The organism is Corynebacterium sp. LaCa_23, assembly GCF_058182375.1.
This window is the reverse complement of record NZ_CP190825.1, coordinates 1217700-1229168: the sequence shown is the minus strand read 5'-3', so window position 1 is coordinate 1229168 and position 11469 is coordinate 1217700. Positions and strand designations below refer to the sequence as shown.

The window sequence follows — 11469 nt, the reverse complement described above, 5'->3', positions numbered from 1 at the left end:
TGAAATTACCTGCGTGAGTCTACCCCACCTCAGTACTCTTCGTCGATTGCATCGACGTCTGGAAGCAGCGGCGCCAGATCCGGAAGGCGTTCCAGCGAGTCTATACCTAGCAGTTCGAGGAAAAGCTCGGTGGTTTCATATCGGTGCGACGCCCCCTCGAACTCGTCCTGCGGGAGCTCACGGATGAGCCCGCGCAGGTTAAGGGTGCGCATCACGCCGTCCACGTTGACCCCGCGGACCGCAGAGACCTGCTGGCGCGTGACCGGTTGGCGATAGGCCACGACGGCGAGGGTTTCCAAGGCCGCGCGCGAGAGCTTCGTTTGCGCCCCATCCAATAAAAACTCCTCCACCGCGCTGGCGTTTTCCTGGCGGGTATAAAACCGCCAACCTTCTGGCGTTTCGCGCAGCTCAATTCCAGAGCCGCGGCTATCGAATTCACGTTGGATGGCCCGCAAGCAGTCACTAATGACCGCAGGTTCTACGCTAAGCGCCCGCGCCAAGGACTCTACGGATGCCGGCGAATCGAGCACCAGCAAGATCGATTCAAGCCGGGATCGCAATTGCGAAATGAGCGGAAGATCCATGCCCCTTAGATTACAACCACCGACGGCGGTGCTAGCACTAGTCCCAATTTGCTGCGGCAACGACCGCAGGATCTACGTCCAAGCCGGTCCAGGAAAGGTCCAGCTGGCCCAACGCCTCCTCCTGCTGGGCATCAACCGCCTTGGCCTTAAACAGTTCCAAGAGCGCCAAGAACCTGCCGACGATATGCATGGTTGTGGTGCAATCCCGGGTAAGCGAGGAAAAACTTGTCCACTGCCCTGCGCCCATGAGTTTGAGCGTTTCGAGGATCTTTCCAGCCTGCTCGGGCACGGAGACGGCGACGCCATGAATATGGCCCGTTGCCACTTCTTCCGGCGGCTTGGGGCGAAAGACGCCCGCCGCCATTTCCGCAAAGCTCGCTGGAGTATGCCCCAACGTCACGGGAGGTAGAAGCTCCGCAAATTGCTCCTCGATGCTCACGGCGCGCGGGTAACTGCGCTGTGCCTCCCGTTGCCAACGGGCAAATTGATCCGCCGCCTGTTTATAGGCCTTGTACTGCAAAAGGCGGGCAAAGAGCAGGTCGCGCGATTCCAGCAGCTCCAGGTCCTCTAGGTCATCGACTTCGCCCCGCGGCAATAGCCGTGCGGCCTTTAAGTCCAACAGCGTTGCCGCCACGACCAAGAAATCAGTCGTCTCATCCAAATCCGCGTTCTCGCCCAATTGGCGGGTGTAGCCAACGAATTCATCCGTCACCTCAGACAAGGCCACATCCGTGATATCCATCTTTTTGGCCTGGATGAGCTGCAAAAGCAGATCAAATGGGCCCTCGAAATTCCGCAGCGCAATGCGGAAGCCCGTAATCTCTGGCTGCGTCACGGTAGTTTAAACGGTCGAGCGTTCGATGACTTCCTTCGCCAGATCGCGGTATTGCTGCGCGGCCTGCGAATTGGGCGCCCACGAGGTGATGGGCTCGCCGGCCACGGAGGTTTCTGGGAAGCGCACGGTACGGGTAATGACGGTATCGAATACTTGATCCCCAAAGTATTCCACCACGCGGGACATCACCTCACGGGCATGCTTGGTGCGCCGATCAAACATGGTGACCAGAATGCCCATTACTTCCAGATCGAAGTTGATGCGGTCAGAGACCTTTTCCACCGTGTCCGTGAGCAAGGCAAGCCCGCGCAGCGAGAAGAACTCGCATTCCATCGGGATGATGACGCCCTGGGAACAAGCTAGGGCGTTGACCGTAAGCAGACCCAAAGAAGGCTGGCAATCAATGATGATGAAGTCATAGTCGCGGCGCACCGGACGCAGGGCGCGGGCCAAGGTGTGCTCGCGGCCTACTTCATTGACCATCTGAATCTCTGCTGCGGAAAGGTCAATATTGGCCGGAACGAGGTCCATGCCGGACACGCTGGTGTGGTGAATGGCGGAGTGGATAGAGGTATGGCTATCCAGCATCACGTCATAAATCGAGTCCTCGATGTCATCATGGTTTAATCCCAGCCCAGCCGAAAGAGCACCCTGCGGGTCCAAGTCAACCAAGAGGACCTTGCGCCCATACTCTGCGAGGCAGGCCCCCATATTGATGGTGGACGTGGTCTTGCCCACGCCGCCCTTCTGGTTACACATCGAGATGATGGTGGCGGGCCCATGTTTTTCCAAGGGGGCGGGTTCCGGCAGCTCGCGGACAGGGCGGCCAGTTAGCCCCGTCTCTACATCAGAGGTTGAAAAGAGACCCTCTTCGCTCACAGTCAAACCTTCTTCCTTGACGCCAAGTCATGGACCATGACATTTGGCATAGGGTTGCTTACAACGTTGTAACTATAGCGTACCCGCTCCCCTTTATGACTACCGAGACTTTGCAAATATCAAGCCTCTAACTTTGACTTAAACGCTGAAAGCTACGCCCGCGGATGCGCTGTCCGCCACACCTCCCGCAAGGAATCAGCAGTCACGTGCGTATAGATCTGCGTGGTAGTCACGGAGGAATGCCCTAAAAGCTCCTGCACGGTGCGCACATCGGCACCGCCTTCGAGAAGGTGCGTGGCAAAGGAATGACGCAGCGTGTGCGGGGAAATGGACTTATCCAACTGGCTGCGCTGCGCGGCGGTCTTAATGATGGACCACGCGCTTTGCCGCGATAGCGCGCCACCGCGGGTATTCAAAAACAGCGCAGCCGTTTTGCCCTTTCCCAGCACGGGACGGGCGCGCACCAGATAGGCATCGATGGCCTGGCGAGCATGCGAGCCAAGGGGTACGAGCCGCTCCTTATCACCTTTGCCGTGCAGGACTAGGACGTCATCGCCAGTAGCTACGTCATCGACGTTGAGCGAAATTACCTCAGAAATGCGCGCCCCAGTGCCATAGAGTACTTCCAATAGCGCCCTATCGCGAAGGTCGACCGGCGTTTCCGTCGGCGTCGCTTCGATAAGCTGCGTCACCTCATCAACGCTCAAGGTCTCTGGCAGGTGCTGTCCAGTGGAAGGCGGGCTTACCTCGGCCGCAACATCACTATCAATTTCACCCTCCGCAACGGCGAATTTATGCAACCCGCGGGCCACGATGAGGGCACGGTTGGCAGAGGACACCGCCATTGTCTCGCGCAGGTCCTTTAAGTAGGCTTCCACCATCGGGCGAGTCACCTGCCGCAGGTCCTGGACCCCATTGTCCGCCAGCCAATCTACGTACCGGCGAATATCCCGCCGATAATTGCTCAGGGTGTTCGCTGAAACCCCGCGTTCGACGGCGAGGTGATTCAACCAGGTCTGAGCTATGTCCTTTGCGGCAGTCACTGCTTTTTCAGGTCCGGTCCGCTGCGGCGGGCAGCCATGTGGGTCGGGCGCAAATCAAACGGCGCATCCACCGAACGCGTCTGCTTCCCGCCAACAACCGTGGCATATGCAGATAAAATACCCGCGCACGCGACGGAGTTAACGATCTCGCCGCCCAGCACCCTGTCAACCGCCTGGTCTAGATCCACCCAGGCAAAATCCATATCGGCTTCTTCATCGCCGGTATCGTGCAGCGCTGGGACCTCGCTAAGGTCGCGGGCAAGGAAAATCCGCACTGCTTCCTCGCAGAACCCCGGTGAGGTCACCATATCCGTAAGAACTTCCCAGTCCTTGGCTGCCAGGCCGGCTTCCTCCTGCAACTCGCGCTGCGCGCCGGACAGCTCATCCTCGCCCTTCACATCGAGCAATCCTGCCGGCAGTTCCCACAGCCGCTTGCCGACGCTATGCCTGTACTGATGCACCATCGCGATGCGCCGATCCTCATCTAGGGCCACCACCGCGACGGCACCCAGGTGCTCAATGATTTCCCTATCCGCAGTATTGCCTCCCGGCATGGACAACGTATCGCGGCGTACGGCGACGATAGGGGCACCAAAAATTAACTCTGAATCCAAGACTTGAAAATCGTGGGCCACTATTCTTTCTCCTCTTCAGGTAGGGCGGAATCCGCGCTTTCTGCAGAACCGTAGTCTCCCCTGCCCCCATTGAGCTGTTCCTCGGCGGCGGAAATGACGGCGATGCGCTCTACCGCACGTTCAATGCCATCTACGGTAGAAAGATCCAGGTCTTTGGTGCGCAGCTGCTCTATTGTCTTTTCATCTTGGGTCTGTTTGGCCCGCGCACTCAGTACCACGCTGCCATTGACCTCGTCCAAGGCGGTGGCGAACTCTGCCAAGGTATCCGAATAATATCCGCGCACCCCGCTGCCGGAGACGATGATGATGGACTGGGCCGGAAGGATGGTCCCGTCCTCATAATCAATAAATTCCTTATCGCGCAGGGCACGCAGCAGCTCGGATCGCTCCTTCACGCTTGCGAGCGGCTCCGTGCTTTCTTGGTCCATGGATAAGGCCGCGCCCAAAGCCTCGCCGCCATAGCTTCCCACGGTTTTATCGAGCCCCTTGAGATCTGCCTTTTTCGGGGCCTTATCTTTAAGGATCGATACGATATCGTCTTTGCTTTCCCCGCGCAGGAAGTCTTTGCTCAGCTTGATTTCTCCTGCCTTGGTGGCCCCGGAGGCTTCTAAGAGCTTCGTGATATCAGACAGGTCCCTGCTATTTGCATCATCGGTGGAAATGACCAGCACTGGCCGCTGCGATAACGTCCCAGATACCAAGTCCGGTGCCACGTTCTTGACTATGTCATCGCTCGCCTCATTTTGGTTCTGCAAGATCTTGTTTTCTTGCACCACCTTGCGGTGTTCCGCACGGATCGGGTCATCATCGGCCACGCTGGTAGTCAGGTTGGGCGCGATCACCAAGGCTCCGAGGGCTACACCGACCGCTGCGCCGAGTCCAAGGCCCGTAATTAGTTGCGTTTTCGCCATACTGCTACCCCCGCTCAGAATAGGCTCGACCACGTTTGGCTCAAATTACTCAAGAAATCCTGGCTCCCGCCAAAGCCCACGATCAAGATGATCGCTGCAATCGCGACCAAGATGCTGAGGAGGGCCCATAGCCAGCCAAGGTGTGAAGATGGAACAGAATACAGGTTGATCACAGCCTCCGCATCAACCGCCTTGGTTCCAGCCTTCAGCCGAGACAAGACGGCAGACGGTGCCACCCGGTTGGCAAAAACATCATCGAGGTCAAAGCCGCCGCCTGCCTGCACGATGAGGCCCGCACCGTGGTAATCAGCAAAGAGCAGCGCTAAATCCGTGGCCGATTCCGATGCCGCCGGGAACGTCATGGCCCCAATACCCAGCTCTTGGATGCGGTCAAGGCCTTCCACGCTGCCTTCTGGATCCGCGGGTACGACGATGCGCGCGCCGCAGCGCAGCGCCTCATCGCTTACCTTGGCCGGATCCCCAATAACGAAGTCAGGCTTATATCCCTGCTCCAGCAAGGAATCCGCGGCTTCCTCAACCGCAACGAGCAGCGGCTCATATTCCCGGATGAAATTCCGCAAGTCTTTCAGCAGGGCTCGGTGGTCTTCGGTGGGAGATAAAACAATGACCTTCCTGCCAGCTATCTCGGCACCGGATGCGGGGACACCGAGGCCATCGATAAGCAGCGGGCCTTCAGAGTTAATGAAGTCAATGGAGCTTGCGAAATAGGACTCCATGTGGTCAATGAGTGCGCTTTGTGCCGCCTTGAAGTTCTTGTCTGCGCGCTCCCGGGAAATCTTCTGCCCCGTCCCGATTACTTTATCGCCAACGTAGACCTTTCCATCCTCGCCGATATGCGCCTTTTTGCCGTCTTTAAACTCCGAGATAAATTCCTCGCCGAGGCCCTCGAGGAGGTCAATATCGGCATCGAGAAGCATGTGCGGACCGCAATTAGGGATGGAACCGGTAGAAAACCTGGCGACATTGACCACCGCGGAGGGCTGCAAGTCCACAAGCGTTTGTGCCTCGGGCCGGGAAATATTCGCCGCATCGATAACGGCGATATCACCTGCAGAAAACTTCTTAAGACCTTTCGCGCCCGGGGTGCAATCGCGCAATGCGGCAGACTCACCGGGTTGCTCAGGGGTACGGGAAAACAGAGCCATGCGCCCCATTCTTCCTTGCTTAGTCCGCCAGCTGGGTAAGGCGCGCGGAAGCTTCCTTTTGTGCGCGGTCAAAAAGCTCTTGGGCGTGGGCGCGCCCAGTGTCCGTGTCATCCAAACCGGCCAGCATGCGCGCCAATTCCTCAACGCGCTCCTGCTCCGATAACTCGGCTACCCCAGAGGTAAACTTATCCTTCGAAACATGCAAATGCGCATCTGCATACGCGGCTACCTGCGGCAAGTGGGTGACAACGATAACCTGGTTATGCGCAGCCAGCCGCGCTAGCCGCCGCCCAATTTCCACCGCCGCACGCCCGCCCACGCCGGCATCGACCTCATCGAAGACCAAGGTCGCACCATCTTCGCTGGCGAGCACAACCTCAAGGGCAAGCATGACGCGAGACAGCTCACCACCGGAGGCCGCGGTGGCCAACGGCTTCCCATTGAGTTGCAACTCCGCGGCATCGGCACCCGTCTTCGAATACTTGGCTGTGGAAAGCTCAACCGACAAAGTGGAATTGGGCATGGCCAATCCATGCAACTCCTCAGTCACCAGCTTGCCCAGCGCTTCCGCAGCTTTCTGGCGGCTCTTCGTAAGCTCCGCCGCCTTCTGCTTCATCTCCTGTTCGGCCTCTTTGACCTGTGCCTTAAGCTCCTCGAGGACCTCCGTCGAGGTATCCATCGACTGCAATTTGGCCTCCGCCTCATCGCGCCACGCCAATACGCCATCGATATCGCTAGCGTATTTCCGGGTCAATGCTCGGAGATCCTGCTGGCGCTGCAGCGATTTTTCCAACAGATTCGGATCCGCCGGCAGCCCCGCGAGGTATCCGCCGAGCTCAGCCGAGATATCGCCTAGCTGCGAGGTGAGCTCAGAGATGCGCTCGCCCAAATCCGCCAACTGTTTATCCGAGGATCCCACCAGCGCCGAGCCCGCGCGCCCGAGCAGCGAAGACGCAGCCTCATCAAGCTCTTCAGTACCATCGATCGCTGCCAAGGCAGTGTGCGCGGATTCGCGCAGGCCGTCGACGTCTTGCAAGCGCTGCACCAACTGCACCAGCTCCGCGTCTTCGCCTGGCTCGGGTGCCACACCGTTGATTTCCTCTAAGGCATATTGCAGGCGGTCCGCTTCCTGGGCAAGCTCCCTACGGGACTCGGTGCGCCGGCGATAGTCCTTGGCCAAGCTGCGCCACTTTTTGAAGGCCTCCGCATAGTCTTCCCGGATGCCAGCCAGTTGCGGATCCGCACGGTCTACCGCCGCGAGCTGCTCTTCTGGAGCCAAGAGGCGCAATTGATCGTTCTGTCCATGCACGGTAAGTATCTCCCGCGCGAAATCTCCCAACGTGGCGGCCGGTACGGCGCGGCCGCCCAAATAGGCCCGCGATCGCCCCGCTGCTGAAACGGTCCGCGAGACAATAAATTCACCATTTTCATCTGGCTCGCCGCCCACCGAGTCCACCAGCTGGCTAATGCTCTCTTTCGCGGAACTAAAGTGGCCTTCCACGGCCGCTTTTTTGGCGCCATCGCGCACCCGAGAGGCATCGGCACGCCCGCCTGCCAACAGTCGAAGCCCCGTGACCACCATGGTTTTGCCCGCACCGGTTTCACCGGTCAATACGGTCAAGCCCTCCGACAATTCCGCAGAGCTATGGCGAATGACTCCTAAATCATTAATAGAAATATCGACAAGCACTATTTCTCCTTCGGTCCGCGCCAGCCTTCCACGGGCAACCGCAGCTTAGAGACCAATCGATCCGTAAAGGGCTGATCATCTAACCGCACCCAGCGTACGGGGCGCTTACCGCGCACCACCTCGACGCGGGCACCCGGCGGCATAATAAGTTCCCTGCACCCATCCAAGATAACCACGGCCGGTGTGGTTTGCATGGTTGATTCCACTGCCACCAGTGAATTCGGGGAAACCACTAATGGTTTGGTAAAGAGCGCATGGGCATTATTCGGCACGACCAAGATTGCATCCAGGGATGGCCACAGCACTGGGCCTCCAGCTGAAAACGCATACGCCGTAGAACCCGTTGGGGTAGAAATCAGTACGCCATCACAACCGAACGACGAAACGGGGCGCCGGTCGATCTCCAAAATCGCATCCAGCACGCCCGACCTGTTCTGGTTTTCAACCGAGGCCTCATTCAAAGCCCAACTGCTAGCCAGTTGGTGACCGTTGGCATCCGAAATAGAGACATCCACCGTCAACCTGTCCTCTACCCGGTAGCTTTTCTCAATCACGCGAGCGACGGCACGGTCTAATGACTCCACTTCCCATTCCGCGAGGAAGCCTACGTGGCCCAGATTCACTCCGAGGACCGGGATATCTACCGCCCGCGCCATATCGGCGGCGCGCAGGAAGGTGCCATCACCGCCTAAAACAAGGACCAGTTCGCATCCCGCCGCAGCAGCATCAGAATGCGACACATGTTGGAGTCCCGGCAAGACGGTTTCGTCCGCGCACACGCGCACCGTTATCCCCGCTTCCTGCAATAATTCGGCTGCACGGGAGGTAGCCTGCAGGTTCTCTGCACGATTGGCATGCGGAACCAACAATATCTCTCGCATTATTGCGGACCTTCTTCAACGGCAGTATCAATCATCTGTTTCATTGTAGCTGCGTCCGTTGACATACCGTCCTTTTTCAGCCAAAGGAAATATTCCACGTTTCCACTCGGGCCAGGCAATGGTGAAGCCACAACACCGTGCAGGCTAAGGCCTAAAGACACGGCAAACTCGGCGACATCCTGTGTAACCTCTTTCCGCATCTCGGGAGAGCGGACCACCCCGCCGCTGCCAATGCGATCCTTGCCCACCTCAAACTGCGGCTTAACCATCGGCAGCAGCCACGCTCCGTCCTTCATACACTCCACAATTGCTGGCAGTACCAGCTTTAAGGAAATGAAGGATAAATCCCCGACCATGCCATCACACAGGCCATTGGTCATTTCTGGATTAATAGTGCGGATATTGGTCCTATCCAAGACGGTTACGCGGTCGTCATTTTGCAGCCGCCACAGTAATTGCCCATACCCAACGTCAACAGAAAGCACTTCCCTCGCACCAGAGGCCAGGCACACATCCGTAAAACCTCCCGTCGATGCCCCTGCATCTAAGATGCGACCGTCCATGTCGACGTCGAATGCGGCAAGCGCGCCCAAGAGCTTATGTGCGCCGCGGGACGCCCACTTGTCTTCCTCGGACTCCTCGACCTTGATGGAGACTTCAGGATCCACAACTGTTGCAGGCTTTTCTGCTTTAAACCCGCCGACCGTCACACGGCCAGACTTGATCATCTCGCGGGCTTGCTCACGAGATCGCGCAATCTTTCGGCGCACAAGTTCTGCATCCAGCCTGCGGCGTTGTGGTGGCATTAGTTCTCCTGCAAAGCATTCCGCAATACGGAATGCGCCCTGTCCAGTTGATCGACTTCTTCTGCAAGTGATGGCGCATCTTCGCCAAGAATTGTCGAAATCTCTGAATCTACTGCTTCAGGCTCTTTCACGGCCCGAAAATCGTGTGGCTTTACCGCCATTTCGACACAACCTTTTCCGCAAATTCGCTACGCGGCTGAATATACCGAGGTGGTGCCGGCATTGACCACGCCACTTCCAATACGGTCCGCAATGCTTGCACCGAGGTAGAGGACTCATTTCCGCCCTGCAAAAGAACGTCATACCCATCGCACCGCGCGGTAAAGTCTCCTTGCGGTCCCGGTCGCACCTGCGAAATAGGCAATGAAAGCTCGTGCATGCCCGCACCAATAAAGTTGGGCCGCGCCTCCACGGGGGCCTCGATAAGCTCAAGCTCGCCCGAGACACCGGTCAATACATGGAAAGTATTCATCGCTGCGGTGTTACCCCCAACGATATCCGTATCTAGCCTGTCGCCCACCGCCAATGGCTTTTTCGACCCGACCTTTTTGGCTGCGAGGAAGAACATCGCTGGTTCAGGTTTGCCGGCAGAAACGGGCTCTACTCCCGTCGCCTTCTGGACAGCAGCAACGAGGGAACCATTGCCAACGCCTAGTCCTCGCTCGATTGGAAGGGACGTATCCAAGTTCGACGCAAAATATTTCGCGCCTGCCCGGATAGCCAGAGCCCCCTCCGTTAACTGTTCCCAGCCAACGGATTTATCAAAACCTTGCAGGACGGCGGCTGGTTTATCATCGGCACTCGAGACCACGGAAAAACCCATGTCTTTAGCCAAATTACGGAAAGAATCCGCGCCAATAATTAGTACCTTGGCACCCGAAGGAATTTCCTCGGCAGCCAATTGCAATACCGCTTGGGCGGAGGTGACGATGTCACCTGAATCAGCCGTCAAGCCGATATCCGTTAGCATCGTCGCAACGGCTTCAGGGCTGCGCGACGCATTATTTGTTACATATACTGCGGGAACACCGCACGTATTAATAACGTCTACGACGTTGCTGAGCGGACGACCGCCTTCCCAGACGGTTCCATCCAAGTCCAACAATAAGGCATCATGTTTGCTTAAAACACTCATTACTTACATTCCGCCAATCGGTCAGCGGCATCGGTCCAATCACCCTCATCAATGGCGATGGTGTGCTCGAACCACTCTCGGGCTTCGTCCTTGCGCCCTGCGGCAAGCAGAGCATTTGCATAGGCATACGACAACCTACAAGCACTTACTCCACGATCGCTGCGGTCCGGTTGTGCCCGCTGAATTGTAACCACCGCTGATTCGGGCTGATCGAGGTCAAGGCGAGCACCCGCCAGCACGATCGCTAATTCAATGGCGGATTCTTTGTCTAGTTCCTTCGCCTCTTCGCTGCGCCCCAGCTCTAATGCCTTTTCCGGCCGACCCAACCCACGTTCACAATCGGCCATAACCGCGAGCATCCCCGGGCCGCCAGAAATACGACGGGCAGCACGAAGCTCAGCGAGCGCCTCTTTCCACTCGCCGGCGCGGTATGCAGCGATACCGTTAACTTCCCGAGCGATAGCCACACGTCCTGCACGATCCTTAGCCGCACGCGCATGCCGCAGCGCCAGTTTAGGATCATCGTCCATCCAGGTTGCTGCCATGATCATGTGCTTAGCGACGGCCTCCGAGTTCTCTTTAGAGAGAGACTTCAGGTCTTGGAGCACCAATGGGTCCAAGTCATTGATATCGACCTCTTCAGGAATATCCGGATCGGTCATACGACGGTTGATTCGCTCTTCCCGATACCCAGAGCGCTGTGGAGAGAAAGACTTCTTCTTTCCCCCGCCGCGAGAATCGCGGTCCCCCGAGTTGCGTGGATTTCGACCCCGACGGTCTTGTCCGCGGCCATTACGGCCGTGCTGGTTGCGCTCCGACATTCAGTCCTACCCTTTCTTGGTTGGAACTCGCACAGAAATACCGCACCCATTCTACAGTGCCAAACGACATTCAAAGAATCTAG

At 57.7% G+C, this 11469-nt stretch carries 13 protein-coding genes; all 13 read right to left on the bottom strand.

The features are described 5' to 3' along the window. Positions 1–29 precede the first annotated feature (29 nt). Complete coding sequence (scpB, locus tag ACP8IT_RS05980; RefSeq protein ID WP_023017548.1) at positions 30–584, bottom strand: SMC-Scp complex subunit ScpB; 555 nt, start codon at positions 582–584, stop codon at positions 30–32. A gap of 37 nt (positions 585–621) precedes the next feature. After that, positions 622–1419, bottom strand: coding sequence for a segregation and condensation protein A (locus ACP8IT_RS05975; RefSeq protein WP_023017549.1), 798 nt, complete (start codon positions 1417–1419; stop codon positions 622–624). 6 nt (positions 1420–1425) lie between these two features. Next, positions 1426–2298 carry a ParA family protein gene (locus ACP8IT_RS05970; RefSeq protein ID WP_023017550.1) on the bottom strand — a complete coding sequence of 291 codons (873 nt, stop codon included), beginning with the start codon at positions 2296–2298 and terminating at the stop codon, positions 1426–1428. A 152-nt stretch (positions 2299–2450) separates the two neighbouring features. After that, positions 2451–3341 carry a site-specific tyrosine recombinase XerD gene (gene xerD / locus ACP8IT_RS05965; RefSeq protein WP_284638383.1) on the bottom strand — a complete coding sequence of 297 codons (891 nt, stop codon included), beginning with the start codon at positions 3339–3341 and terminating at the stop codon, positions 2451–2453. Further along, positions 3338–3976, bottom strand: coding sequence for an NUDIX domain-containing protein (locus tag ACP8IT_RS05960; protein ID WP_490290579.1), 639 nt, complete (start codon positions 3974–3976; stop codon positions 3338–3340). Before ACP8IT_RS05960 ends, xerD begins: the two co-directional genes overlap by 4 nt. Then, positions 3976–4887 carry a copper transporter gene (locus ACP8IT_RS05955; RefSeq protein WP_284638387.1) on the bottom strand — a complete coding sequence of 304 codons (912 nt, stop codon included), beginning with the start codon at positions 4885–4887 and terminating at the stop codon, positions 3976–3978. Before ACP8IT_RS05955 ends, ACP8IT_RS05960 begins: the two co-directional genes overlap by 1 nt. Positions 4888–4901: 14 nt before the next feature. Beyond that, positions 4902–6062, bottom strand: a complete 1161-nt coding sequence (gene steA / locus ACP8IT_RS05950; RefSeq protein ID WP_198012723.1) for a putative cytokinetic ring protein SteA — start codon at positions 6060–6062, stop codon at positions 4902–4904. A gap of 10 nt (positions 6063–6072) precedes the next feature. Next, positions 6073–7743, bottom strand: coding sequence for a DNA repair protein RecN (gene recN / locus ACP8IT_RS05945; RefSeq protein WP_284638389.1), 1671 nt, complete (start codon positions 7741–7743; stop codon positions 6073–6075). Further along, positions 7743–8624: an NAD kinase gene (locus ACP8IT_RS05940; protein WP_005279304.1), complete on the bottom strand. Its 882-nt coding sequence runs from the start codon at positions 8622–8624 to the stop codon at positions 7743–7745. The genes recN and ACP8IT_RS05940 overlap by 1 nt, the downstream gene beginning before the upstream one ends. Beyond that, positions 8624–9430, bottom strand: a complete 807-nt coding sequence (locus ACP8IT_RS05935) for a TlyA family RNA methyltransferase (RefSeq protein ID WP_023017556.1) — start codon at positions 9428–9430, stop codon at positions 8624–8626. Before ACP8IT_RS05935 ends, ACP8IT_RS05940 begins: the two co-directional genes overlap by 1 nt. Further along, positions 9430–9591: a hypothetical protein gene (locus ACP8IT_RS05930; RefSeq protein ID WP_005279308.1), complete on the bottom strand. Its 162-nt coding sequence runs from the start codon at positions 9589–9591 to the stop codon at positions 9430–9432. The genes ACP8IT_RS05935 and ACP8IT_RS05930 overlap by 1 nt, the downstream gene beginning before the upstream one ends. Beyond that, positions 9582–10565, bottom strand: a complete 984-nt coding sequence (locus ACP8IT_RS05925) for an HAD-IIA family hydrolase (protein ID WP_284638391.1) — start codon at positions 10563–10565, stop codon at positions 9582–9584. Before ACP8IT_RS05925 ends, ACP8IT_RS05930 begins: the two co-directional genes overlap by 10 nt. Further along, the gene (locus ACP8IT_RS05920) at positions 10565–11386 is read right to left on the bottom strand and encodes a hypothetical protein (protein WP_035108485.1); all 822 of its coding nucleotides are present in this window, start codon (positions 11384–11386) and stop codon (positions 10565–10567) included. The genes ACP8IT_RS05925 and ACP8IT_RS05920 overlap by 1 nt, the downstream gene beginning before the upstream one ends. Between the last annotated feature and the right edge of the window lie 83 nt (positions 11387–11469).

Excerpts from the sequence above, each read along its gene's own strand:
- scpB (WP_023017548.1), bottom strand. The coding sequence starts at position 584 with ATGGATCTTCCGCTCATTTCGCAATTGCGATCCCGGCTTGAATCGATC.
- ACP8IT_RS05955 (WP_284638387.1), bottom strand. The coding sequence starts at position 4,887 with ATGGCGAAAACGCAACTAATTACGGGCCTTGGACTCGGCGCAGCGGTC.
- steA (WP_198012723.1), bottom strand. The coding sequence starts at position 6,062 with ATGGGGCGCATGGCTCTGTTTTCCCGTACCCCTGAGCAACCCGGTGAG.
- ACP8IT_RS05940 (WP_005279304.1), bottom strand. The coding sequence starts at position 8,624 with ATGCGAGAGATATTGTTGGTTCCGCATGCCAATCGTGCAGAGAACCTG.
- ACP8IT_RS05935 (WP_023017556.1), bottom strand. The coding sequence starts at position 9,430 with ATGCCACCACAACGCCGCAGGCTGGATGCAGAACTTGTGCGCCGAAAG.
- ACP8IT_RS05930 (WP_005279308.1), bottom strand. The coding sequence starts at position 9,591 with ATGGCGGTAAAGCCACACGATTTTCGGGCCGTGAAAGAGCCTGAAGCA.
- ACP8IT_RS05925 (WP_284638391.1), bottom strand. The coding sequence starts at position 10,565 with ATGAGTGTTTTAAGCAAACATGATGCCTTATTGTTGGACTTGGATGGA.
- ACP8IT_RS05920 (WP_035108485.1), bottom strand. The coding sequence starts at position 11,386 with ATGTCGGAGCGCAACCAGCACGGCCGTAATGGCCGCGGACAAGACCGT.